This is a genomic window from Microbulbifer maximicatervae (SeqCode) (genome assembly GCF_052467955.1).
Window position 1 is genome coordinate 645,832 of sequence record NZ_CP174329.1, and the last position, 23,719, is coordinate 669,550.

General features: G+C 52.4%; 21 protein-coding genes. 2 read left to right on the forward strand and 19 right to left on the reverse strand.

Features of this window, described 5'->3' with window-relative positions:
• Window positions 1-243 precede the first annotated feature (243 nt).
• From ACJJI5_RS02795 to ACJJI5_RS02825, 7 genes are read right to left on the reverse strand one after another with little or no spacing between them, the layout of a single operon-like run.
• The gene (locus ACJJI5_RS02795) at window positions 244-1,641 is read right to left on the reverse strand and encodes a DUF58 domain-containing protein (protein ID WP_413663696.1); all 1,398 of its coding nucleotides are present in this window, start codon (window positions 1,639-1,641) and stop codon (window positions 244-246) included.
• Window positions 1,638-2,642 carry an AAA family ATPase gene (locus tag ACJJI5_RS02800; protein WP_413663695.1) on the reverse strand — a complete coding sequence of 335 codons (1,005 nt, stop codon included), beginning with the start codon at window positions 2,640-2,642 and terminating at the stop codon, window positions 1,638-1,640. Before ACJJI5_RS02800 ends, ACJJI5_RS02795 begins: the two co-directional genes overlap by 4 nt.
• Entirely contained in the window at window positions 2,639-3,949 is a 1,311-nt protein-coding gene (locus ACJJI5_RS02805; protein WP_444915253.1) for a DUF4350 domain-containing protein, read from the reverse strand. The genes ACJJI5_RS02800 and ACJJI5_RS02805 overlap by 4 nt, the downstream gene beginning before the upstream one ends.
• On the reverse strand, window positions 3,939-5,525 hold the full coding sequence (locus tag ACJJI5_RS02810; protein WP_445355462.1) for a DUF4129 domain-containing protein: 1,587 nt from the start codon (window positions 5,523-5,525) through the stop codon (window positions 3,939-3,941). Before ACJJI5_RS02810 ends, ACJJI5_RS02805 begins: the two co-directional genes overlap by 11 nt.
• Window positions 5,515-6,489 (reverse strand): stage II sporulation protein M, encoded by a 975-nt coding sequence (locus ACJJI5_RS02815; protein WP_413663692.1) that lies wholly within the window; start codon window positions 6,487-6,489, stop codon window positions 5,515-5,517. The genes ACJJI5_RS02810 and ACJJI5_RS02815 overlap by 11 nt, the downstream gene beginning before the upstream one ends.
• Window positions 6,490-6,501: 12 nt before the next feature.
• Complete coding sequence (locus ACJJI5_RS02820; protein WP_444895790.1) at window positions 6,502-7,185, reverse strand: RDD family protein; 684 nt, start codon at window positions 7,183-7,185, stop codon at window positions 6,502-6,504.
• Between the two features lie 27 nt (window positions 7,186-7,212).
• The gene (locus ACJJI5_RS02825; RefSeq protein ID WP_413663690.1) at window positions 7,213-7,959 is read right to left on the reverse strand and encodes a DUF2189 domain-containing protein; all 747 of its coding nucleotides are present in this window, start codon (window positions 7,957-7,959) and stop codon (window positions 7,213-7,215) included.
• A 171-nt stretch (window positions 7,960-8,130) separates the two neighbouring features.
• Between ACJJI5_RS02825 and ACJJI5_RS02830 the strand changes: the two genes are divergently transcribed.
• Both ACJJI5_RS02830 and ACJJI5_RS02835 read left to right on the forward strand, forming a co-directional pair.
• On the forward strand, window positions 8,131-8,754 hold the full coding sequence (locus ACJJI5_RS02830; protein ID WP_413663689.1) for a DUF2939 domain-containing protein: 624 nt from the start codon (window positions 8,131-8,133) through the stop codon (window positions 8,752-8,754).
• Window positions 8,745-9,122, forward strand: a complete 378-nt coding sequence (locus tag ACJJI5_RS02835) for a DUF2237 family protein (protein WP_445355463.1) — start codon at window positions 8,745-8,747, stop codon at window positions 9,120-9,122. Before ACJJI5_RS02830 ends, ACJJI5_RS02835 begins: the two co-directional genes overlap by 10 nt.
• Before the next feature lie 98 nt (window positions 9,123-9,220).
• Here ACJJI5_RS02835 and ACJJI5_RS02840 read toward each other — a convergent pair whose 3' ends face one another.
• From ACJJI5_RS02840 to ACJJI5_RS02895, 12 genes are all read right to left on the reverse strand, one after another.
• Window positions 9,221-10,213, reverse strand: coding sequence for an AgmX/PglI C-terminal domain-containing protein (locus ACJJI5_RS02840; protein ID WP_413663687.1), 993 nt, complete (start codon window positions 10,211-10,213; stop codon window positions 9,221-9,223).
• A gap of 1 nt (window position 10,214) precedes the next feature.
• Complete coding sequence (locus ACJJI5_RS02845) at window positions 10,215-10,736, reverse strand: ExbD/TolR family protein (RefSeq protein ID WP_413663686.1); 522 nt, start codon at window positions 10,734-10,736, stop codon at window positions 10,215-10,217.
• 12 nt (window positions 10,737-10,748) lie between these two features.
• Complete coding sequence (locus ACJJI5_RS02850; protein WP_444958889.1) at window positions 10,749-11,261, reverse strand: biopolymer transporter ExbD; 513 nt, start codon at window positions 11,259-11,261, stop codon at window positions 10,749-10,751.
• Between the two features lie 11 nt (window positions 11,262-11,272).
• Window positions 11,273-11,938: a MotA/TolQ/ExbB proton channel family protein gene (locus ACJJI5_RS02855; protein WP_445355464.1), complete on the reverse strand. Its 666-nt coding sequence runs from the start codon at window positions 11,936-11,938 to the stop codon at window positions 11,273-11,275.
• 194 nt (window positions 11,939-12,132) lie between these two features.
• On the reverse strand, window positions 12,133-12,402 hold the full coding sequence (locus ACJJI5_RS02860) for a hypothetical protein (RefSeq protein WP_445355465.1): 270 nt from the start codon (window positions 12,400-12,402) through the stop codon (window positions 12,133-12,135).
• A gap of 2 nt (window positions 12,403-12,404) precedes the next feature.
• Complete coding sequence (locus ACJJI5_RS02865) at window positions 12,405-13,052, reverse strand: tetratricopeptide repeat protein (protein ID WP_413663683.1); 648 nt, start codon at window positions 13,050-13,052, stop codon at window positions 12,405-12,407.
• Entirely contained in the window at window positions 13,039-15,903 is a 2,865-nt protein-coding gene (locus ACJJI5_RS02870) for a tetratricopeptide repeat protein (RefSeq protein WP_445355466.1), read from the reverse strand. Before ACJJI5_RS02870 ends, ACJJI5_RS02865 begins: the two co-directional genes overlap by 14 nt.
• Complete coding sequence (locus tag ACJJI5_RS02875; protein ID WP_445355467.1) at window positions 15,896-17,866, reverse strand: hypothetical protein; 1,971 nt, start codon at window positions 17,864-17,866, stop codon at window positions 15,896-15,898. The genes ACJJI5_RS02870 and ACJJI5_RS02875 overlap by 8 nt, the downstream gene beginning before the upstream one ends.
• A 6-nt stretch (window positions 17,867-17,872) precedes the next feature.
• The gene (locus ACJJI5_RS02880) at window positions 17,873-18,397 is read right to left on the reverse strand and encodes an AraC family transcriptional regulator (protein WP_444918494.1); all 525 of its coding nucleotides are present in this window, start codon (window positions 18,395-18,397) and stop codon (window positions 17,873-17,875) included.
• A 116-nt stretch (window positions 18,398-18,513) separates the two neighbouring features.
• Entirely contained in the window at window positions 18,514-19,512 is a 999-nt protein-coding gene (locus tag ACJJI5_RS02885; RefSeq protein WP_444895799.1) for an FAD:protein FMN transferase, read from the reverse strand.
• Window positions 19,513-19,524: 12 nt separating this feature from the next.
• Window positions 19,525-21,096, reverse strand: a complete 1,572-nt coding sequence (locus ACJJI5_RS02890; RefSeq protein ID WP_413663678.1) for a hypothetical protein — start codon at window positions 21,094-21,096, stop codon at window positions 19,525-19,527.
• A gap of 100 nt (window positions 21,097-21,196) precedes the next feature.
• Window positions 21,197-23,716: a LamG domain-containing protein gene (locus ACJJI5_RS02895; protein ID WP_445355468.1), complete on the reverse strand. Its 2,520-nt coding sequence runs from the start codon at window positions 23,714-23,716 to the stop codon at window positions 21,197-21,199.
• Between the last annotated feature and the right edge of the window lie 3 nt (window positions 23,717-23,719).

Sequence of the window (23,719 nt, forward strand, 5' to 3'; positions counted from 1 at the left end):
ACGAGGTAAATTGAGCTTTATCAGGTTTTGTTGGAATTTAATTTCTTTTCTTCAGCGCATTCTAAAAATAAATCTAACTTTGCTGGAAGCTAAAGGTTCCAGGAGGTAGCGCGCTCAATAAGAGATTCCCGGGATTGGGTAGAGTTCCCGGACAGCCCTGGATTATTGCGGGTAGTGGGAAGGTTATAGGGAGGGTTTGCAGAGTGGGGGCTCGGAGAGTCCCCACTCGGTAAATTTGTCGATTCAGATTCTGCCGCTGCGCTTTAGGCGCCAATAGGCCTCTACCAGAGACTGGTGCAAAAGCTCCGGCCTCGAGTCTACCACTATGACATTGTGTGCCTGCAAATGCTGAAGTAATTGCTCCCTGCGGCGTAGGAAGTCCCTCGCTGCGGCGCTGTTTACTGCACTATCAAAGTTCTGAATCGGCTGTTGCAGCAATTTGTCCACAGAAGTCTCCCGCAGACTGGCAATCATCACCAGGTGATTGCGCGACAGCAATTTGACTGCTGCTAGGAGTTCATCACTATCTTCATCGCGCAAGTTGGTAATCAGGATTACCAGGGCACGGCGTTTGTGGTGGGCCATCAGCTGTTGTGCGGCGCTAGTGTAATCTGCGCTACTGGTGCCAGAGTGGAGGTCGTAGACATTATTCAACAGTAGATTGATTGCACTTTCGCCTTTTACTGGCGGCAGCTGTCCACCACTGCTCTCCTGTGCCGCAGCAAATGCCTGCAAGCCGACCGCGTCCCCCTGTTTGATGGCGACATAAGCTGAAAGTAGCAAGCCATTGAGTGCGTGGTCAAAGTGGCTCAACTCGCCGTCTTTAGCGCGCATCCTGCGGCCGCAATCCAGCATGTAAATAATTTCCTGGTCGCGCTCGTCCTGGTATTCACGGCTGATCAGTTTGCGCAGCCGTGAGCTCGCGCGCCAGTCCACCTGTCGCTGGCTGTCTCCCTGGCGGTATTCACGCAGCTGGCGGAAGTCCATTCCCTCACCGCGACGCTGCTGCTGGTGCAACCCCATCAGGCGCAGGCTCTGTTCGGTGGAGAGAGATTGTAGCGAGGAGATACCAAGAAAATTGGGGTAGACCTTGACGGTCTGCTCCTGTCCCAGCCATACCCTTGTCTGCCAGAGTCCCCAGGGAGAGTTGGCCAGCACCTCGATTCGTCCGAAAGAGGCACTGCCTCGGCGACGGGGTACCAGGTCGTACTCGATGGTGATTTCCTGGTCCGGGTTAAGTTGTGCGGAGCGCGGCAGCCCTGTCGATCCCAGTTGCTGTGGGATTGAGTCGGAAATCTGGAGTAATAGTGGGCGTGGGCCGGTATTGTGAAGTTTTAGCCGCGCAGTATTGCGTACGCCCAGGGCCAGGTTGCCTGGCAATCGCCGCAGCCCCTGCAGACCGGTTACACGGTAACCAGTGAGATAGTCCAGCAGGGTGGCGCTGATTAACAGGGCACTCGCTCCCCACCAAAGGTTGCCGATAAATGAGCTGGCTTGCGGAAACCAAATTCGCGCTGCTGTAATTGCCAGAGCTGCCAGGCACCAGTAGCCGAGCAGTTTGACCAGGCGCGGACTCGGGCCGGTGCGACCGCTTTGTGCTGGTGCTACCTGTTGCTCTGTTGCAGCTACAGTCTGTGTCACAGTCGCGGCGCCTCAACACTGTCGATAATCATTGCCAGCGCCGTATCAGCAGTTTCACCGTCAATTTCCATATCTGGAGATAGGCCGATACGGTGGCGCATTACCGGGATGGCCATGGCCTTGATATCATCCGGCAGTACAAATTCCCGTCCCTGTAACAGCGCATTGGCGCGGGCTGCCTGTAGCAGGCCGATACTGGCGCGTGGGCCGGCGGGGCTGCGCAGCTGCGGTGATTGACGGGTGGCGCGCACCAGCCGCACGGCGTAATTCAATACCTGTTCGTCCAAGCCCACCTGGGGCACCAGGGCCTGAAGTTGCTGCAATCCCTCGACAGTAATTTCTCCGGCCAGCTTTTCCTGCAGGCTGCGCTCAATTCGGCCACTGCTGGCGGCGGCGGCCAATTGCAGTTCCGCTTCGAGGCTGGGGTAATCGATGAGGACTTTCAGCAGGAATCGGTCCAGTTCCGCCTCTGGTAGCGGGTAGGTACCTTCCTGCTCGATGGGGTTTTGAGTGGCGAGTACCATAAATGGACTGGGTACTTTCAGTGCCTGGCCGTCGATAGTGACCTGCTTCTCCTGCATCACCTCCAGCAGGGCGGCCTGGGTTTTGGCGGGGGCGCGGTTGATTTCATCCGCCAGCAGCAGGTTGGTAAATACCGGCCCGCGACGCACTTCAAAGCGGCTCTCTCCCATGTTGTACATGGCGTGGCCGGTAACGTCGGCGGGCATCAAATCCGGGGTAAACTGGATGCGACGGAAATTGCCGCCAAAGCAGTTGGCCAGGGTGCGCACCAGAAGGGTTTTGCCGAGTCCGGGTACACCTTCGAGCAGTACGTGGCCAGAAGCCAATAGAGCTACGAGTACCTGGTCAACCACCTGCTCCTGGCCAATCAGCAACCGGTTGATATTGTTGCGCAGTATCTGAAGTTTGGCGGACGCAGCCTGCCAGTCAGGTGACGGGCCCGTGGTTTGTTGTTCTGGTTGAAGGGTGGTCTCGTTCATAGGACTGCCTCAATTCGCTGCAGATTACGCATGTGTTCAGTAAATGTTTCTTCGGTTGTTGGGGGCTTGCCCCACAAGGTTTCAACTATTAGCCGTTCATCCATACCGGTGGAGGCACAGAGCTTGTCGCACAGTTTGCGTTTTTTAGTGGCGTTGATATGGGTGGCGCCAAGGCGACGTAGAAGTTCTTCCCGATGGCCGCGCAGAAGGGTTTCCCCCTGGTCGTCCTGCCAGTAGTAATGGCCGCAGGCGGATATATGTTCTAGCAGAGAACGGCGGGACACTTCTGGCTCCGGCTGCAAGGGGCCGAAGCGGCGCCCGTGTAGTAATAGCCAAGCGAGTAAGGCCAGTGCGCCGGCGAGAAAAAACTCTGCAGCGTATTGACGAGCAACCTTAGAAAGGGTTTCAAAGCGGGGGCGGGTGAGAAAGACAAACTCTCCTTCGCCGGCCAGCAATTGTAAGAAATAGGCGTGATCGAAGTGGCCAATACGCTGGGACTGCCACAGGGTGCTGTCAGTCATCAGGGTAATCACACCATTGCCGCGCTCGAACTGCATAAACGGTACGCCGACATCGCCGCGTCGTACTTTTGCCCAGAAGACAGGTCCATCGGTGATAGTCTCGTCATTAAACGAAGGGTGGTAGAGCAGGTGGCTGGCATCGAGGTATAGCTGTATTTCGCTGCCGCCCTCAACAGGCAGGGTTACCAGATCCTCTTCTGACACATCGGGGTTGCGAGGTTCCTCTTGTTCCTTCGGCTCATCTTCCGTTTCGCCTTCGTCCAGTTTGCGATTGTGCTCCCGCATGGCATCAGCGGGGCTCTGCTCAGGCTCGAGTACGGCATCCTCCCCGAGCAGTTGCTCCAGGGTTTCTTGCAGTTCGAACTTACTGTGTCCCTCTTGGATAGAGACGTCCATGGACTCAAGTAGCCAATCGCGGTTTTCACTGCGCCCGGAGTCGCTGTCGAAGTTGCCGGTATAGGCTACAACGATGGCGTGGCCACCGCGCTCGACCCACTCTAGAAGTTCTTGGGCCTTGGTGGGGTTATAGACCTGGCTGGAGCTGTTGATAAACAGGGTGGCATCGGAGGAAAGGCCTTGGAGTACAGATATATTATCTGCCTGATGCGGCGCCAGTTGGATATCGGTGAGGTATCTTTCTGCTGCCAGGTAGGGATTTCGTCTGGCTTCCATGCTCCAGCCGCTGTCGATCTCCTTGGAGTAGCGCTCGTAGAAAGTGAGGAATAGCCATACAAGTGCCACGCCACTTATGACCAGGGCTGCCAACAGAATTCTCTTAGCGGTCATTGCCAAATTCCTCCTGCCATTGGCTACAAAGTGAGCTTACCTGAGCCTCTTTTGGCGGCCGGTGGGCATAGGCAAGCTGCTGCCAGTTTGCAGTAAGCTCTTGTACAAATTGACTCAGGGCGGGACTTACTGGGCGCTGTACTTCATTCGGCTCCTGTTGCCTTACTTGTACCAGCTGTGCGCATTCACTTTCGGTAAGGTGATCGCCAAAATAAAACTCGAAGTCTTCAATCAGGTGAGAGAGGGTGGCGCGGTACAATAGTCCCAAACTGGCTCGCTTGTCTCCCTCTGTCCACAGGCGCATGACCTCCGCGCAAACGTCATCGGGCAGACTCGATTGGCGTACATCCAGGCCGAATAGGGTTTCGGGGACGGGCTGCTTTTTCTTTGGCTTAGGCTGCCATTTCAAGCTCTGAAGAATTTTATCGTGATGTCTCCAAAGCAGATAGCCCAGGCCGAATACCAAGCCAATCCAAAGCAGCAGCTCCAGGATTTTCGCAATTGTTGGGCCCCATTTAACTTCATCGTCAACTTCAGGCGTATCTTTAGAGTTCTCAAAAAGCCATTCGATAAAGTTAATTAACCACTCGGGGAACTTTTCTTTGACGGCTTCTGTTTCAGATTTGTCTTTTTTGCGCCAACCACTGATCTCTTTCATTTGATGAAATTCATCGCCAGCGAGGATTTCGTCAATATGCTCTTGGGCCTGCTGCGGGGTTTCCAAAGATGCGGCGCTGGCGGGGGGCGCTGGAATTAATGAGCCAAAGGTGAGCCCGCAGATCAGGATTAGCGCAGCAGTGCTTGGTTTTCTTCTGCGGTGGGACTCCTGTTCACGCTGCTGGCGTTCCAGCAGGTCCCGAAACTGGATTTCTATATCCCAGCCTTCCAACTCAATACGACGGCCAATATAAAGGCAAAATCCGCTAACGATATAGAAGGGGGCTACTGCTGCCATAACAAACAGGTAGAGTCCGTTATATATCCATTCCAGCCATTGAGTATCCCCTTGGAGCAGAGGGATCCAATCGATCCCATCGGAATACTGTTCAGGGATAAACAGAAATGCCATCACACTTAATGCGGCAAGTAGAAATATCTCAATATGGTAAAGCGTTAGTGTTAGCCAGGTGGCGGCCCCAGAGTGTTTGCGGTGCAGTACCCCAAGGCGCGAGGTACGGGCCTTACCTGTGGATTGCTCCAGCACGGTGACTGGCATATCGAAAGAGCGTGTGGGGCTCAGCCGACGGAGGGTAAGCCACATAAACCAGTCGCGACGATTCTGGCTAAAGAAATGCTTCAATGCCTCACCAATGGATACCGGTGAGCCAAATAATGCGCGGCTGATCATAAACAGGGGCTGCCGATCAAATACGGGTTTCAGCCACCAAATAAATAAGATGGAGAGCGTTGGTGACTCTGGAAACAGCCAATAACACAAAGCAAATAGCGGTGCTGCAGGCAACAGGTAGACTATAAAAAGTTGCCACCAGTATTTTCGTGCCAGGGCGATACCGAGATCGACAGACTCCCAGGGAGAGCGCAAGCGGGCTCGCACTGCCAGATTCTTAATTTGCATGAGTTGCGCCCTCCCTGCGTCCCGCCAGGATAAAGTACGCAAAGACCAGTACCCAAAACAGGGCGCCTACCCCGAGCTTGATCGCAATCGGTGTGCTGGCACTGGAGGACCAGAAGGCTTCAAGGAAAGCGGCAATCACCAGCATCAGGAAAGTGCCGTACATAATCTTCATTGCTTCGACAGCGGCCAGGCGCAGTGCGACCGTGCGTCGGTGTTGGCCCGGATCCACTAGAGAGCGTCCCAATATCAGGCCCGCTGCTCCCGCCAGTACTATGGCGGTCAACTCAAAGGCGCCGTGGCCAATCACAAATGGGTAGAAGGTGGAGACAAAGCCCACCCGGGTGATATGCCCAAACGCTGCGCCAATATAGATGCCGTTAAACACCAGGAAGAAAATTGAGCCCAGGCCAAACAGTACACCGCCGGCAAAGGTGCGAAAGGCGATGCCAATATTGTTTTTGATATAAAAACCGAACATGAACAGGTCGGTATCAGAGCCGCGCTCGCGGCCCAGTACCCGGTTGCCCGGATCATACATGGATTCAAAACCCATAACCTGTTCCGGTGACATTACTGCGTACACCAGGGCATCGTTGTTGTAAGTGCCGACTCCCAGGATCAGGCCAGGTATTAAAAACAAAGCGGATGCCAGCAGTACTGCGCGGCTATTAGCGCGCACGGCTTGGGGAAAACCTGCCAACAAATAGTGCAACCATCCCTTGCGGCGCAAGGTTTCCTGGCGGTAGACACGGTGATGTGCCGCCATAACCAGCTGGTTGAGGTGGTCTATCAGGCGGTTGGTATATTGCCGCTCCTTTGCCATTGCCAGCTGCTGGCAAAGGTTGCGGTAGGCGACGGGTAGGTCCAGGGCCGCAACTTCGGACTTGTTCCGATCCGCTTTCAGCCAGGCTTCTAATTGCTCCCAGCTGTCGCGGTAGCGATTCTCAAAGTCTCTCTGCTTCATAGGTACCTCTGCCTATCCCCTGCCACCGAGTAGCCAACTGCCCACGGAGCGCAGGTAGCTCAAGGCATCGCTGTCCCTTTTCCGAGTAATCGGTTCGAGCAGATTGGCGAGCTCTTGCTGACGCGCTTCGCTTAAATCCTGGTGGCGCTCCAAAAGGCTAACCAGTGCCTGTTGGTCTTGCTGGCGAAGGTTTTGTGGTGGTGGGAGCGGGGTGGTATCCGGCAGGGCAACAGGTGCCTTTTCCTCTTCGCGATAGACCACCAGGGTGGCTGCTGCCAGGTCGCCAAGGCGCTGGAAGTGACGCCCCAGTGTCATGCTTATTACGCCAGTGGCGTAGGCAAATGGCATAAAATCCGCAAAGCGTAGCAGGTTGCGAACGATGGATGCTCCCCAGGATACCGGCGTAAGGTTGTCGTTGACCACCATTAGGCCAAAGGCCTTTTTGCCCGGTGTCTGGCCGTTCCGCAAAACTTCAAAAAACACCGGGTAAAACCACTCGAGAAGAAAGGCGCAGACGAGCCAGATACCCGCACCGGCAAAGCCGGCAAATAGCAACGCAAAGCCGATCGCAGCCAATATCAATGATCGATAAAACACATCCACTGCATACGCAAGGATACGTGGCACGGGCCCAGCGGCCCGCGCGCGCAAATCAATCCCCTCGGGTGTTTCGACGTTATAGGTGGTATCCAGCAAGCCACCGCTCCTGTTTGGTAGAACCGATTATGTGTTTTGAGTGGGGGCGCCGAAGACCTGACGGTAAGCAACGCCGTAAGTCGCAAAAATCCAGGGAAGGGCGAATATTAATCCTATGAGGAATAGAAGGCTGCCTGCAACGTAAATGACCATCATTACCAGCAAAAGGCCAAAAAAGGCGAACCAGTTTTTGGTGATGGCTTTACGTGAAGCCTCCATAGCCTGCCAGGGACCCAGGTTGTGATCTACGATAAGCGGCAGGGCCATCATATAGGCGACTGAAAGATAGATACCGGGAATAAGTAACAGGTAAAAGCCAATCGAAACGAGGAAATATAATAAAAACATTGCCAGGCCAAGGGGCACGATTTTATCGAAATAGGAGAATACCTCGGTGGCGCTGGTTTTTTCTCCTCTGGCAATCTTTATACTTACCATCATAGAACCTGCCATAAGAGGGGCAACGATCACTATTACGGCGATAGGCGCTAAGATGACTAGGAATAGCATGCCTGATAAACCAGCAGCCGATGATATAGAACCCCACATTAATGCCGCTAGGATGAGCATTATTGCGGATGCGCCCAGTGCGTAAAGAATAAAACTAAGCCATATAGTTCCCATATTGCTTAGTGATAATTGCCACCCTTCACTGAGGGCTTCACCGAGAGAAAACGAATAGTCCCCTGCAATCCCCTTCTCTACAGAGCCGAATTCCTCCATTTCCCGCGTACTTGCCAAATCGGCTTTTGGTGCCGTATAGATGTCACTCATCCTGTTAGCTGTCCTTATTGAGATTTAGATTATTAATGGGGTGCAGAGTCTTGGGAGGGAAATATCTCATAGGCAGGAGTGGCGAACAATGCCACGCCAATACATTGGCAAATTAGGTGATACATCTTTCTCAGCATAAAATCCCCGGGGAGTGACTAAGGAATAGAATTGATGAAAAAAATACTGTGGATGAGCGGCCTGGTTTTGGTGTTGATTACCGCTGGGTATGTCGCCTTGCCGTTTTATTCCATCGAGCAATTGCAGCGTGCGGCGAAAATGGCTAAATCCGATCAGCCGCAGGTTAGAGCTGAGAGTATCGACACGTTAGAGCGCTATGTCGATTTTCCTGTTTTACGTGACAATTTAAAGATCCGCTTACAGCAGCAACTTAGGAATTCTCTAAGTAACTCTATTCCTCAGGAATTTGATGAATTACTCAGTGCTGGTGCAAATTTCTTTATGGATCCACTTTTACAACAGTTTATTACTCCTGAGGGCATTGCCGACCTTCTTCGTGGGGGAGAGGATCTGGAGGCATTTCAGCGGGAAATTTATCGACAGGGTGGTGAAACACCGGATATTTCCGAGAATGAGACTTCTGCAGCGGAAGAGAATGAAGATTCCTGGCAGCGCATGGGCTGGCATTTTACCGACCTCAATCATCTGAGTGTTGAATATGGTGAGCATGGTCGGCCTGAATTGCGCATGTTGATGCAACGCAATGGTCTGCGCTGGCAGCTGGTGGACATTCAGCTAATTGGTGATAGAAGTGGAGAGAGTCAGGAATGGAGATAGAAAATTCAGTCAACGTCTTTGGTGATCCACTGGTGCCTTGTAGCCTGGACTCGAAGACAGGCTTCTTTCGCGATGGCTGCTGTAACACCTGTAAAGAGGATCTCGGTTCTCACACCGTCTGCGTTGCCGTGACTGATAAGTTCCTGGAGTTTTCCCGCAGTCGCGGCAATGATTTGAGCACACCGGTAGAGGAGTTTAATTTTCCCGGTTTAAAGGAAGGGGATCGTTGGTGTCTCTGTGCTGCGCGCTGGCTTGAAGCGGAGAAATTGGATATGGCACCCCGGGTATTTTTACAGAGTACACATGTGAAGGCGCTGGAAATTATTCCTATGCAAACATTGCGTCGCTATGCGCTGGATTTGCTTTAGTTGATTGGGTGGATCAGCTTCTTGCCCACCTATTAACGCCCTTCAAATGGCGGCACGTCCCTGTGTCGCCACGCTACAAACAAGATAGCTATCGGAACTTAAGAAGGCAGGAAGTCGATTGAGTAGTTCTTGGTAGTACTCTCAACGTTGGCAGAACCAAAATTGATCATGCGGATTCTCGCCAGCAACTTGCGTTCAAGTGCCGGGTTATTGAGCTCGCTCTCTACCAGTTTGATCGACGCGATAGCACCATTCGGTGCGATCACCAACTGTACGGTGAGTCTTCCCTGCAGAGTTGGGTCCCTGCGCAGCGCGCGATTATAGATTCCAATAATGGCCTCTTTATTGGCTTCCATAACACTGCGAATGGAATCGTCGGTACGTATGGATTTTTGCCCTCGGGCCTTGGCCACCGCTTCTTTGGCTGAACCCGTTGCCTGGGTACTTTGTACTCGGGTGTTCTCACGTCCGGCCAGTGAGACACCACCGGTATCCCGACTTACTCTACCGGCGGCAACGCCGCCACTGGAAGCTTTTGACTTATCCGCGATCATACTGCGTTCTATTTTAGTGGCAGTAGCATTCCCCGAGCTGAGCTGGCCCCGGCTAATATCCGATGTATTAAAACTCTCGCGCATATCCAGCAGATCATCGGCGAGTGCATTCAGACCGCTATTGGCCGCTTTCTCCCGGGCCTGCTGTACCTTGGCAACCGGGGGATTTTCAACCTTGCGCGGCTTCTCCACAGGCTTGGGCTTGTCGGGTGTTTCCGCTTTCTTTTTGGGTTTCTCTTCGGGCTTTTTCTTTTCCTCGGGCTTCTTTTGCTCTTTGGGTTTCGGCTTTGGCTTGGGTTTTGGCAATTCCTTTTTCTCCAGAATCACTTTGGCCAGCTGTGGTGGCACCCTTTCGGCCTGTTCCCGGGTGAGTTCGGGTACTGGCGCCAGTGCAACGGCAATGCCACTGATGGCCAGGGCTATCAGGCCACCGCGCAGCAATTTGATAAAGCGCTGATCCTCCTCTCTTGAGGCGGACCAGGGAAGCACTGTTTCCTGTAGTTGCCAGGGGGCGTAACTAATGGTTGCTGTACTCATATCAGGATTCCACCCCCGAGGGATCTTCCGGCGCTGTTTGTTCTACGGCGAAAGACATATCGCGGAAGTCTGCGGCTGCGCAGGTGTGCATGATCTGCTTCAGCAACTCATAGGGAACTTGTTCATCACCTAAAATAGTCACTGCTCGGCCCAGAGTTTTCTGGGCTTCGCTCAGCTCTCCCGCTCGTTCAGCACGGTATTTAAGCTCTGTTACCAGGGCTTCAATATTCTCTGCGCTGGGATCGATGTCATCGATGCTGGCGATAAATCGGTCCCCGACAAACAGCTGTTTATTGTTGACCCGCACTACAGTAGTCACCTCGGGTTTCTGTTGTGAGGTGGACTTGGGCAGTTTTATGGTTTTATCAGTCTGCAGAACCTGAACATCACTGGTTGAGTTCACCAGAAGGAAAAATACCAGGATGGTGAAGATATCCATCAGTGATACCAGGTTCAGTTTTGACTGCTGCTTTTTTTGCCTTTGCCTGCGCTCTTGCAGTTTTGCGGCTGCATTTATCTTCATAGTTTGGCCCCGCTATTTTGTCTGCTCCGGTGCATCGCCGAGAGATATCTGGGGGAACAGTTCTGCATCAACAACAGATGCGGCCACTACAGCCCGGTAGCTGCGTGCAGTATCCATGGCGGCGACCAGAGTTTTGTAAGGCGTTCCCTTTTCTGACAGGATCACCAGATCATCTTTGTCGATAGATTTTTCTCGCAACTGCCGTTTTATCTGCTGTAAAACGATAGATATCGTGGCGAAATCCGGTGAGTTTTCTTCGTGTGGGATGCGTTTAACCCGCTGCCCAGCGGGATAATTGATATCGACATACTGCGTACGCAAAACGAGTTCGAGCTGACGATTTTCCTCCACACTGCTGGAACTTCCATCGCTGATACCCGGCAGGTTCAGCTTGAGCACGGAGATATGGGAAAACACCATATTTAGCAGTAGCACAGGAACCAAAATGGTCATCAAACTCATAAACGAGGTGATATCGAGTTCCGCTTCCTCATATCCACGCCGGCGAATATTTATGTTCAGCATGGCGGTATCCCTTAGCTGTTAGCGGTGCGTTGTTCCGCTTTCTGTGGGCGTCCCATGGTCAGCAGATTAAGGAATTTAACCCCGGCCATTTGCAAACTATCGACAATCTCATTGGTTTTATTTTGCAGCATTGAGTTAAACAACAGCAGGGGAATGGCAGAAATCAAACCGAATGCTGTAGTGTTCATCGCTACGGAAATACTGGTGGAGAGCATGGTCGCTTTTTCAGATGGGTCGGCACTGGCTACTGCGGTAAATGCAGCAATCAGACCCATAATAGTACCGAGTAGGCCCAGCAGAGTGGCAATATTAGCGAGAGTGGCCAAGTAACTGGTGCGTTTTTCCAGGCGGGGAACCGCTTCGAGAATCCCTTCCTCAATAGCCAGGGCAATATTTTCCTCGCGCTTGGCAAATTGCAAAGTGTTGATGCCCGCTGCGGCGATACGCCCCATTGCTGCGTCGTTGTCTCGGGCCAGCTGCAAGACACTTTGATAGCTGCGTTTTTGCAACATGGGCAATACTTGTTGATACGCCTTTTTATTGGCATTCCGCGCGCGTGATAAAAATATCCAGCGCTCTGCTACCATTGCCAGCCCGATAACCAGGACCACCGCAATTGGGTACATGAAGGGTCCGCCATTTTGGAAAAAACGCAGCATCGCTTGAGTGAATTCCATGATTTAATTCTCCACAGATAAAGTTATAAATTTGTAGTGCAAAGGGAGAGCGATTGAGTTCCCACCCTTGGTGTATAAAGAGGGCCGCGGGACGTTGAAGCCTGCTGCGGCTGTTCCATGTCTTCGCTGTATAAATTCAGCAGCGCCGCTTCCATGCGCCGCAAAAAAATTATTTTTAATTTTGGTGGGTCGGCCTAATCGGTTTTTTCCTGTTCAGCTTGTAACAGCTTTATTTCCCGCCGAAATTCCGAATATTCCTGATGTTCAAATACAGAGGAGAAAGTTTGCGGCAGAACGCTGTCGAGCCTTTGTAAACTGTTGGCTTGCTTCCAGGGAATGATATATAAAACCTTAGGTTGTTCCTGACTGCCAATTACGGTGGACTCCAGCGTTGTTATTTCCTCTGCTGTTGCGCCGTATGCAAAGATAGACAGGCTCAGTATGAGGCTAGAAAATAATTTCATTGTTAAAGTCTCCGCTCCAGCTCGAGTATCCATGCACTGAGCAATTTATCCTGTTCAGTACCGGAATCTTGCGCTGCCATATAATGCTGAAGGGCACGCTCGGGTTGTTGCAGGTAAAGGTCGTAGAGGATTCCCAGGTTGCGGTGTGCATCGGCATAGTGTGGCCAACGCTCTATGGCGGCGTTGTAGTATTGCTCTGCATCTTCGAACCGCCCCCGGTCACGCATCAGGGCGGCAAGACGATTCCAGGCAAATACATTGTTATCGTTTACAGCAATAGCCTGGCGAAAGCTGCGCTCGGATTCCTCGTATTTCTCGCCGGACTGTTGCACGATTGCCAGGTTAAGCCAGGCTCCAGAGAGCTCCGGCCACTTTTCAGTAATTTGGAGCAGTTGCGATTCAGACGCAGGTAAATCATTTGCCTGAAAATTCTGGCGAGCCAGTTCCATTGCCGCACGGGCCTGTTGCGGTACTCTTTTACCATCCCGCAAGTAGGGGTTCTCTGTCAGTTGTTGCGCGGCGTCACTATCTGCGGGCGATGTCGTCTTTTGCAGGCCGCTACATGCAGAGAGTAGAAAAACCAATAGCGCAGTAGTGAATAACCGTGCGATTGAAGATAATTTATGGGCGCTAAATTCAGTGCAGTGCATCACTCCACTCCAGGGTTTTTTCTTCTTTTTTGTAGCGTGCGGGTAACAGCTCTCCCAGTGAGTGGAAGCTGCGTTTAACCCAGTCGTCGTAAATACCCTCAACCGTGCGCTGGATATTGGCCTCGTGAAGTTCTATGGACTTCTCCTCAAAGGGATAGGCCTGTTCCTCCAGTAGAATTTCGTATTGTTCCAATTCCAGCTCGTTTAGGTTTTTAGGGCGCTGTGAGTCCATCAGGTCACGGCTGAGCTGTCGGTACACTTCTGCGAGGCGATAGTTTGCTTGAGGGGTGAATTCTGCGATGCCAAATTCCAGGACTTTGCGGTAATCTGCCACGGTGGTTTGCATGGCCCGCTTTTTATTAGCGAGACTGGTCTTTAACGGCAAGCGCAGTGCCAGTTCAGCAAATTTCGCATAACTTTGTTCCGCCAGTTCACTTTGAGAATAAGCGGCCAGGTAACGCCCGCGGGGTGACTGCAGCGAGTTCTGTGCAAGTTGTTGTAGCCAGTAATTCCGCTTGGTGGGCTTTTTGGTCTGAGCGTAGATTTCGACCAGCTGAAATTGCGCTTCCAGACGTTGCTCAGCGGGCTCTGGCCACAATTTGCTGTAGTTGCGATAGCTTTCAATAGCCCTGTTGTACTCACCGGCTTTTTGCAGGTTTTCTGCTGCCATAAACAGGGATTGACGGCGAACTTCCCGATCCGGATCTGTAGCGGCTAATTGCAGTAATTCTGAGGCGGCGGCCGCTGGCATTTCCAGAGCTTCAAAGATAACGATGGCTTTGGCAGCCAGTGTCGGCGTCAAGGTGTGCGCGGGATAAAACTGGCGGAAATCAGCGAGTTCTGTGCTGGCGCGCTGCCACTGCCCTAATTGAATAAGAAAATTAATCGCATCGTATTGGGCGGTGGCCGCAACCTCTGTGCGCCCGCTATTGCGGATACGCAGCAGGTGATTGAGGGCTTCCTCACTGGGAGCGGCATCTTCATTCTCGCGCTGGGCCAAAATGATTTCTGCCTGGCGATAGATGGATAACTGCAATTGGCGCAATGCGTCTTTGCGCAGCTTATCGTCTGGCTGGTAGCCGAGCGCGCGGGTATAGGCAGCCTCTGCCTGGGGATATTGTTTCAGGGAAAAATGGCTGTGGGCCAGTATTATTGCAATACTTAGTTGCTGTTGCCTATTGGCTGGCGGTTGCCATTGATCGGCGTGCTCGGCAGCGGCGATGGCTTCGGCAAAACGCGATTGTTGTAACAACTTATCGGCAGCGGCCAGCTGTACTGGCAGAGCTCTCGGGTCTTGGGGCCAGCTCTGTGCAAATTTCAGGCTCGCTTCGATATTGCGATCGAGCCACAGGATTTTCTGTTCCGACTCTTGATCCGGAGTTTGTTCATGCACTCTGGCTGCACTGAGGATGGCTCCGTAGCCGGCTTCGGCAGCATACTTGGGATCTTGGTATTCCCAGGCGACCTGGCTGTAAGCGCGCCAGGCGGCGGGGTGATCTGCAGCCTGCTCAAGACACTCCGCCATCAGGAAAACCATGGATGGCGTGCGTGGATCTTGTGGAAAAGTCTGCGCGTATTCCTGATATAACGCGGCTGCGCTGCGATAGGCACCCAGTGATTGTGCGCTGACAAGGCGACGTTCTTTCACCTTATTCGCGGGTAGTTTTGTGACCTGCTGAGCCAATTCCTGAGCGCGGGCGTGGTCAAACTGGGCCAATTCATACAGCCATGGTTGCAGGGTTTTGGCCAACTCCTGTTGTTGAGTTTCACCTGCTGCTTGCCAGTAATCACTGTTCACACCATAGCGACGCACAAAGTCCCGCTTCGTGGGCAGAACTTCCTTATGTAGTCTCCCCGCTTGCAAGGTTGCAACGGCGAGAAGATGAAGCTGTGGGGCTTGCTGGGTTTGTGGGTAGTGATTGACGAATTGTAAAAAGGTATCGGCACTATTGCGGAACAACTCTTTTTCCCGATACCAGGTACCGAGTGCACTGTATAGCTGGTGCTGATAGGGACGTGGCTCTCCATTGAGGTTAAAAGACTCAATGGCTTCAGCACCTCCCAGGTAGCTGAAGTTTAATGCGAGCCCGCGCAGGCTGTCTTCACGCAGGCGTTGCCGCCCAACAGGGAGTTCCTCCCCCTGTTCCTCACTGTGCAAAATATCCAGCGACTGGAGAAAAATTTCTGTGGATGCGCGGTAATTGCTCGATTTAAATTCTGACCAAGCCAGCATATAGCGAGCATTATCCGTAAATGGACTCGGCCCCTGCTTGAGCAATGCACGGAAATCTCGGGCGGCACTGGGGTAGTCTTTGCGGTTGAATGCCGCCTCGCCACGGCGGAATAAGACTTCGCCGATAAACGGTGAGTCCGGTGCGCTACCGGCAATCTTTTCCAATGCCTGTAAGGCCGCAGGCATTTCCCCGTCCAGTGCCCGGGCGCGGGCTAAGCGATAGAGAATGTAATCATCTTTTGGGCGCTGTGCAGAGAGACTCTGGTAATAATCGACCGCGCTGGAGTAGTCGACAATAGTATCCGGATTGTCGGACTGTTTTTGCTCCAGTCGTTCCATTTCCAAGTCAGCCAGGCGCAGATGGATTTGTTGCCGAACCTTGGGATCGGTGTGGCTCTCCAGTGCCATGCGGTAACTTTGCACCAGGTTTTCCAACGCGATAACGGTTTGCACGGGCGGACTTTGCGGTGCCTCTTCCTGGGGGCTGGGTGGGTTGGCGCGGGGCAGGTCAGCCAGGGTTTGTACCGGTTGATTGCCGCAGGCTGTCAGGGCACAGCAAATACCAATAGCCAGGGAGCGCAGGGTAAACACAGCTGCCGGATGCGGGGCGTTATTCATTGTCTGCGGCCCCGGTATTATCCGTGTCACTGTCAGCCTGAGAGGTTGTGGGGATCGCCTGCATTTCAGCGTCTTGCAGACGTGCGATAGCCAGGCGTGTGTGGGCCATATAATTGTGAATTTGCTGCTGCTCCCTACCCAGCTGGGCGATAACTTCTCGGCGTAGGTCGGCTTCAATCAATTCGCTGGCTCGACCAATCGCCGCTTGCTGAGCTGGAATTTCGTCACCGGCGGTGACCACCCGATAGGCTAGTTGGCGCAGTTGTGGCCCCCGCTGTGCTTCGGTATCTGTTTTCTTGCGTTGTTCCCGCCCCCTGCGTAACTGATCTTCGAGCAGTTGTAGGGATTTTTGCTGCTGCCACAACTTCTCGTGATACTGTTCACTGGCTTGCCAAAGCAAAATCCCCCGGGCTTTCGCCAGGGTTTCTGCTTGTTGTTGGCTGGCTTTGCCGCTGTCCTGGATTTTTTTAAGACGTTCTTGAGCGCCGGTGAGAATTTCCAGTAATTCGAGGGTTTCACTTTGTTCATTTGGAGTGGCGGTGGTCGCCAATAAAGTGAGTGCGTCGCGCTCCTGTTCAATATGCTCGAGAGCTGCCCTCAAATGATCATATTGCTGTGTTGCCATCTGCAACTGCTGGTCAAACTGGGCGCTATTGTAGTTATCAATAATCGTTGTACGGCGCAGGTGACGCTCTTCGATAAGGTCAGCAAATTGGGGTAGTTTATCTTGCCAGGTCTGTAGGACCTGGGTGAGCTGCTGCAGATCGCGCAGTTTGGTGAGCCGCAATTGGAAGTGGTCACTTTGTAGGATTGGCCGCAGAAAGTGTTGGTTATCGCGCAATAGGGGAGAGGCCTGGGCTAGTTGTAACCAGCCATAGCGCCAAGCCTCGCGCTGAACAGGATCATAGGCCAGTGGTTCCGTCGCCAGGTCTTGTTGTAACTGGTGTAACTCAGTAAGTGTTTCCAGGTAATAAGCTTCAGCGCTTTGATATGCTCTGAGGGCTACAGAGCGATTTTCCAGTTTTTCGTAACCATAAGGCAGGGCTACCATCGCTTCCCGTGCGGCGGGACTGTAGCGGTGCTTATCCAGTAAAAACTGCAGTGCGTCTATGCCCGCCTGGTAGTCTTCACCATTGATAGAGGACCAAGCCATTCCCAGGAGTGCGCGAGTTGCCCAGGGCGTGTTGAGGCGAACCCTGGAAAAGGCTTCTTTAGCTGCGCTGTGTTGCTCTGCAAGTGCCAGGGCGTACCCCATACCAATATGGGCTTTATCAATGAGTATGGGAATTTCAGACGAAGGAATATCAATTGTTTCAGCAAAATCAACAGCGACTTGATATTCGTGAATTGCTGCAGGCAATTGGCCGGACCTGGCAAAGGCTGCGCCTAAGTTGATATGTCCCAATAACTTTTCCGCAGGGTATAAATCGCTGGTTTCCAGTAATTTTTGAGCCGTGGTGAGGTCTTTATTGCGCAGCGCTAAGTTGAGAGGTAGAGAGGACTCCTCGGCAACCCCTGACTTTTCCAAGTGTGCTGCAGCGCTGACAAAATCACCGTTCAGGTAATTTAATTCGGCCAGCTTTAACCAGGCAGTGCGGCGATATTTTGGCGCAGCCTCGACATTACTCTGCTCTTCAAATAGTTCAGCTGCTCGTCTATGTAAACCAAACCCTAGGCTGATCCCGCCCTCTATCAATGCGGCGTTATCCCTGTGAATTTGAATTGAATCCCGCTGTTGAGCAACCAGCAGTGTGCTCAGGGCATCAAAGTAATTCCCTTGAAAATACTCGTAAAGCGTAGCGCCATAAGCCAGGTCTTGAGCCCTTTGGTATTTTTGTGGGGCTCGCTGCTCATTGCTGGGACTGTTTGTTTCGGCAACAGTATCAGCTTCCTGAGCGCAAAGGTTACTTGCGGCAAGGGTGAGCGCCAGGGATAGGGTGCGGGTAAAAGATGGGTAGTGCATGGCTAATCAGGGCGTTGGCCACTGCACCAACTCAAACTCCGGCTGTTGTTTTCCGGAGTTGTCTGAGATAACCAGTTCAATAACGGCGGGCTCATCACTTTTATTCAATTCCAACTTGGCTGCCCGCTTGTATTCGCGCCCTTCGGGCCCAAGGCCAGTTATAAAAGCAGAAATAGTGTAATCACCGGATTTTAGGTTGCCTTTGTAAAGCGGTTGAATGCCACCGCGAATCAACGCTTCCCGCTGATGTTCCGTATATAGATGACTTGCACTTAACTTGTTATCGATGTGTAGCTTTACTGCATCCAAAGTAAAATAGTGGCCTACATCCATAGATACATAAAAGGCAATTTGGCTCTGTGCGGGATAGAGCAAATCTTCTTCAAGAATCAATAAATCCCTGTTTAATTTGAGTACATCGCGCTTTAATTCTTCCAATTTCTCCGCAGAGAAATCGCTTTCCTGAGCCTGCACAAGCACAGAGCCTAAAAGGCCGATAAATAAAATAAAGCACTGAAAGGGGCGTCTCATGGCAGACCTTTTGATAGGAATTGGCATTATTCTTTGGTCGGCGCAAATTATGTCAGGGGATCAACGATCTGATGTGATCTTGTTGGCAAATTTTCTATGAAGATAAAACGGATTACTCAAAGATTCTCCAAACCGCGACTGAAAAACAGCTTCCGGTTACTATCGATAACTACTGCTTCAAATTGGGGCAATCGATTAATAAGTGCCAAGCCTTTCTCTTTTCCCAGAACAAACACACTGGTAGAAAGGGGGTCGGTATCAAAGCCGCGGGGGCCAATAATGCTGACACTAATCAACTTATCAGTGTCTTTTGCAGAAGTTTCCGAGGGTTTTCCTGTGGATGGGTTAAAAATATGGTGCACTCTATCCTGCTGCTCATCAATAAAATAACGCTCGTAATCACCTGAGGTAGAGATAGCAATATCACGCAGGGGGATAACCGCAGCATTTTTACTTTTTTCACGGGGGTGGCGAATACCCACTAACCAGGGTTGCCCCTGTTTATCTCCCAGCATGCGTGCATCGCCACCGGCACTGACGCTGGCGCAGCAAATGTCTGCCTGCTTGAGGATCTCAATTGCCCGATCAACCGCATAGCCTTTGGCAATTCCCCCCAAATCTATTTTTGTGCTTTTGTGGCCAAAACGGAGTGTATTGGCCTTTTTATTCAGTTTTAAGTGGCGGTAATTCAACGCTTCTAACAACGAGTCCGTCAGCTGGGCGTCTGCCTGTCTTTGCTGGCGAAAATCATAGTGCTTGCCGAGGGTGGCATAGCTGATATCGAACGCACCATCAGTGAGCTGACTAAACCAAAGGGATTTATCAATCAGGTTGGTGAGTTCTTTGGATATATTGACGTTCCCCCGGCCAGCTGTGCGGTTGACGAGAGATAGTTCACTGTTTTCCTTATAGGGTGAGAGCTGATCGTCAAGGCGATGGAACTCTGTCATGACCTCTTCAATAAGGTGCTCGGCTTCATTGCCGTCCTCGTGCCAAAGTTGCAGGCGAACCTGAGTCCCCATAATTGCACGTTCAGCGTAGTGCCACTCGGCCACAGAAGGAATCGCGCAAAGTGTGGCACCGCACAGTAATAGTGATTTAAAAAAGCGGAACATCACTTATCCAACTTAAATAATGGGGGCGAAGGCAGTCATGCTGTCTTGTAAGTTACTATCGCCGAGGCCATGGTTGGGAAATAAGGTGGAGAAATTACCTTGCTCTCCGTGCAGGGCCATATAATTGAGCACTACAGTTTCCACCAATAAATTGACGTTGTTAGCGGCGGGGGTGGATGTTGTTTCTACGTCACCGGAGCTGCGCATATAGCCGAGTTGCTGGTGGATCGCCTGTTCGTCCGCCGTGCCACCGAGTAATTGTGGTCGGCCCGCCGGGTTGTATACCAGGAAAAATGAGGCGGCTGTCTGTTGATCATCGCCAGTCCAGACGCCTTTGCCACGGCCCTCTACCGAGTCGTCCAGCATTCCGTTGGAGAAAACGGAACCATCACTAAAAACGTAAATCATCAGGGGCTGGTTGCGGCGGGCGGCATACTCCAGGCAAGCGCCAATACAGCGCCCAGCGCGCAAATCGCGAATCTCTCCTGTGGCGCGGTCTCCGGTATGGTAGTCATAGCCACCCATGGTAATAGTGCCTGCACCGGCATATCCATTGACGACCAGCTTCATCACTGAGGCGGTCTTTTGGAACTCTCTGTCTCCACTTAATTCTGAGCTGGTAAATACACCGGATGGCCCGACGATATCAGGATCGGATTCGGGATTTAAATCGGCCGGGTTGCCAAAGCGATCAGCCAGGTCAGCACTTTTCATATAGCCGCAACGCACCAGGTCTTTAATAACTGCATCGGTGCTGACTTTAGTATTCACGTTGCTGAGTTTCGCTTCGGAGATACGGTACATGGACTCCATCACTGCGACAGTATCCTCCTGGCTGAGCAGCCCCACCAGGTCTCCTACATCTACAAGGCCGGTAACGTCGGAAGAGCGATCCACTTTGGTGGGGCGAACTTCGGGGTTGATCATGGCGGAAGGAGCCATGGAGTTGCCACCGGAATCACTGGAGCTGGAACCGATCAGGGCCAGCAGGGAACCGTTGGCTCCCGCCTGGTTAATACCGTACATGGGATTGTGTGGGTTGTTGCCGGTGTCATTTTCTGAGCGAGCGGGAATAACTGCACCGTTGGTCGCCGATGCTGTGCCAGCAGCGATTTTTTCCAGAATGCCTCGCAACATACCGCTGTCACTATGGAAGGCGAGACCCAGGTCAGTATTGATAAATTCATCGCCCAGGGAGGGAACCATATCCCCGGGGAGGCCTTGCTTGTTGTAGCCGGCTGTGCCGAGAAAATCCATTTGTCCGCCCTCTTTACCTACCAGCACATTGGAGCCTGCGATATTTGCACCGCCGGCGAGATCGAAACAAATAAAAGGAATTTTACCGGCACCGAATGCACTGACGTCACAGGGCCCGCCATTGGTTTTTCGCAGTGCTTCCAGGTCTGAGGAAAGGGCTGCATGGGCACTACGGGGATTGGCAAACAAGCTGAAGACAGAGCCGCCCAGCACTGTTCCCATACCCGCTCGGAAGCCTTGAGCGAGAAAGTCGCGGCGTGTTACCGGGCGGTGGTGGTCCGGGTGCCGTAGGGGCTGGTCCAGATCAAAGTGTTTTTTCTTGCTCATAATATTCCCGGATATAGTTTTCGGTGTGCCGGCTCTTTATTGTGGAGGGGCTCTACCGGCGAAAGTTTTGCCGACAAAGCCGCTAGTCTTTTTTATGCGATCAGTGAATCAGGATCATGGCACTGCCCATGGCGGCAGCACATACGGCTTTCACCGTAGTTTCTGTGCGACCTGAATCGCAGCTGCTGCCACAGGCGGTCATGGTGTCGATAAGCGTGTCCAGTTCTGTCTCTACAGAGGCCAGGTCCGGGGCGCTGGCAAGCTGCGAGACGCTGCCGTCATGCCAGTTCATCTCGTGGCCAAGCAAACCTTCCATGAGCGGATCAATTATCTGCGCGCGTTTGCTGGCGCTGTCGAAGGCGGTGTCTGCGGAAGCGCTGAAGTCAAATCCACTGAAGTAGCTGCTGCGCTCACTGGAGTCCACCAGGGTGCTGCAATACTTCACTGCCAGCTGGGTAATACCCATTTGCTGTGCAGCGAGGAATCCTTCAATGTCACTTTCAACCGGAAGCTGGCGTTTCACAGTTTCCCAGGTTTCATAAATATCCGGGTGGGACATGGAGACTCCGGTCGCCTGGGACAGGCTTGCATGGATTTGTTCAAATCGGCGCAGACCTATGCGCGATTGCGCTTCCAGATCAGCGGCATCCGCAGGTTCAGCTGGAGTGGCCTCAACCCGGTTATAGGTTTCGCTGCCGATTTTTTCGAAGGTCAGGAAAAATTCATCATCGAGGGGGCCCTTATCCAGAGTGATAATGGTCCCGAGCCTGGAAAGCTGCTGGCCCTCACCTGCTACGTAGCTATTGTCGACTGCAGTGGATAACTTGGACCAGGCCTGGCCCACCTCCGCTTCGCGGCCATTAATACCGATACGCATTCCCTCAATGGCGATTCCAGATGGATCGACACTGTCGTCGAGGCTGACAAAGGTGGGTTCACTAAACAGATAGGCATAATTATCAAATTGCTGCACAGTAAACATGACATAGCTTTCGGCAATGCCTGTGTGCTCTTCAACTTTGAATAACAGCAGATATTTTTCACCGACGCCGACTTCGTAGTTGGTAGCAATATCCTCTTCCGATAGGGCGCGGGAGTGAATTGCCAAAAGGCGAATGGAGCCTTCCCAACTGTTGCCGTTACTGACTTCGCTGCCTACTGCGAGAGCAAAGGTATCGTCCCAGGTAGAGAGTAAACCGGATTCACTTGGGTCTGGCTCCCCGGTATTTGCACCGTTAACGTAAAGCTTGCGTCCGTTAATTGGATCGTAAGTGGCCACCACATGCTGGAGACTGGCTTGTACAACCTGGTCGGCATCATCGGTTGCCAGGGCAGGCATACCGTCCGCATCGGTGTTGTCATTGCGGTTTTGCACGGTGTAACTGTATTGATCCTGGCCGAGAGTGAAGTTGCGAATATCATCGCCACCGGAATAGGTGACGATACGCGCGGGCCCATCCTGTGAGACGTTGGCGGGTGCCGCCCAGATTTCAATTGAGTATTCACCGGTGGCTGTGAGGGTATCGTAAAGTTTGCTGCTGGTTGCAGTAGCCCCCTGTGCTTTACCCCCCTTCAATTGCAGCCCCCAGGAGTCGATCCACTCCACATCGCCAGATAGGGCGAGATCAATTGCAGGGTTAACTCCGGAGGTATCGTAGGCAGTGGTGCCGCTGCCAGTTTTAAATTCATAGAGAGCAATTGCATTGCTCTCTATACGGCCGCCACTACTCGCAACAATGCCATCTGTGAGGCGCAGTGCCTTACTGATAACCCAGTCGGGGTCTACCTCGGTGACACTGATAGTGTCGGCAAAGGCTTGGATCGCATCAGTCATTTCCGCTTCGTTATCTGAGCAGTCATCCCAGCAGTTGTGAAATTCACTGCCCAGGCGCACAGAGAAACGGGAGTCGGCCGGAGAATCCAGGTTAATTTTACTGACCGCAGATGCGTAGGCGAGATCGACATCAGAGCTGGCAAAGTAGGGGGTTTGTGCCGTTGTCGCATCTTCACTGTGACAGTTGACACAATAGCTGCGCAACAGAGGGTAAACTGTAGTGCTAAAGCTGCCGCTGGATTCGGGGAAACTTTTACTGGCACCCACCTCACGCTCGACAGGTGCGACAAGGGTGATTGTATTGCTTAGGCCGCCGCTAGCCCGAGCCCATTCCTCGATATAGTTGGTAATAATTTCCGCACAGGCATCATCGCTGGAAAGCCAACAATTGTGCCCACCACCAACCTTGGTTACCAAACGGGATTCATCGGGAACTGATAAGTTAATTAACTCACGCCCGGCATCGTAGGCAGCATTGATATCATCGCCGCGGACAAAATGTGGGCTCTGGTTATTTTCAATATGACAGCTGCCGCATCGATTTGTCGCCGCCAGGTTATCCCAGATGTACTGTTTATATTGATTGACATCATCGGTTTCAGGATCCGGTCCGGAATAGGCAGCGGTGCCATCGTTGTCGCTGGTATCCGGTTGGCTTTCGGTGCCCTCTCCACTGCCACCACTACAGGCACTGATTGCCAGGGCAGCACAAAACAGTGAAGCGATACGAAGCGTGCGAGCTGTCAGTGTATTTTCTATCACTGGGAGACTTTTATAGGTTTTCATTTT

Excerpts from the sequence above, each read along its gene's own strand:
- ACJJI5_RS02840 (WP_413663687.1), bottom strand. The coding sequence starts at position 10,213 with ATGAGTACAGCAACCATTAGTTACGCCCCCTGGCAACTACAGGAAACA.
- ACJJI5_RS02880 (WP_444918494.1), bottom strand. The coding sequence starts at position 18,397 with ATGAGACGCCCCTTTCAGTGCTTTATTTTATTTATCGGCCTTTTAGGC.
- ACJJI5_RS02890 (WP_413663678.1), bottom strand. The coding sequence starts at position 21,096 with ATGAGCAAGAAAAAACACTTTGATCTGGACCAGCCCCTACGGCACCCG.
- ACJJI5_RS02830 (WP_413663689.1), top strand. The coding sequence starts at position 8,131 with ATGAAAAAAATACTGTGGATGAGCGGCCTGGTTTTGGTGTTGATTACC.
- ACJJI5_RS02825 (WP_413663690.1), bottom strand. The coding sequence starts at position 7,959 with ATGAGTGACATCTATACGGCACCAAAAGCCGATTTGGCAAGTACGCGG.
- ACJJI5_RS02860 (WP_445355465.1), bottom strand. The coding sequence starts at position 12,402 with ATGAAATTATTTTCTAGCCTCATACTGAGCCTGTCTATCTTTGCATAC.
- ACJJI5_RS02875 (WP_445355467.1), bottom strand. The coding sequence starts at position 17,866 with ATGCACTACCCATCTTTTACCCGCACCCTATCCCTGGCGCTCACCCTT.
- ACJJI5_RS02855 (WP_445355464.1), bottom strand. The coding sequence starts at position 11,938 with ATGGAATTCACTCAAGCGATGCTGCGTTTTTTCCAAAATGGCGGACCC.
- ACJJI5_RS02835 (WP_445355463.1), top strand. The coding sequence starts at position 8,745 with ATGGAGATAGAAAATTCAGTCAACGTCTTTGGTGATCCACTGGTGCCT.
- ACJJI5_RS02870 (WP_445355466.1), bottom strand. The coding sequence starts at position 15,903 with ATGAATAACGCCCCGCATCCGGCAGCTGTGTTTACCCTGCGCTCCCTG.
- ACJJI5_RS02865 (WP_413663683.1), bottom strand. The coding sequence starts at position 13,052 with ATGCACTGCACTGAATTTAGCGCCCATAAATTATCTTCAATCGCACGG.
- ACJJI5_RS02800 (WP_413663695.1), bottom strand. The coding sequence starts at position 2,642 with ATGAACGAGACCACCCTTCAACCAGAACAACAAACCACGGGCCCGTCA.
- ACJJI5_RS02810 (WP_445355462.1), bottom strand. The coding sequence starts at position 5,525 with ATGCAAATTAAGAATCTGGCAGTGCGAGCCCGCTTGCGCTCTCCCTGG.
- ACJJI5_RS02885 (WP_444895799.1), bottom strand. The coding sequence starts at position 19,512 with ATGTTCCGCTTTTTTAAATCACTATTACTGTGCGGTGCCACACTTTGC.
- ACJJI5_RS02815 (WP_413663692.1), bottom strand. The coding sequence starts at position 6,489 with ATGAAGCAGAGAGACTTTGAGAATCGCTACCGCGACAGCTGGGAGCAA.
- ACJJI5_RS02845 (WP_413663686.1), bottom strand. The coding sequence starts at position 10,736 with ATGAAGATAAATGCAGCCGCAAAACTGCAAGAGCGCAGGCAAAGGCAA.
- ACJJI5_RS02895 (WP_445355468.1), bottom strand. The coding sequence starts at position 23,716 with ATGAAAACCTATAAAAGTCTCCCAGTGATAGAAAATACACTGACAGCT.
- ACJJI5_RS02850 (WP_444958889.1), bottom strand. The coding sequence starts at position 11,261 with ATGCTGAACATAAATATTCGCCGGCGTGGATATGAGGAAGCGGAACTC.
- ACJJI5_RS02805 (WP_444915253.1), bottom strand. The coding sequence starts at position 3,949 with ATGACCGCTAAGAGAATTCTGTTGGCAGCCCTGGTCATAAGTGGCGTG.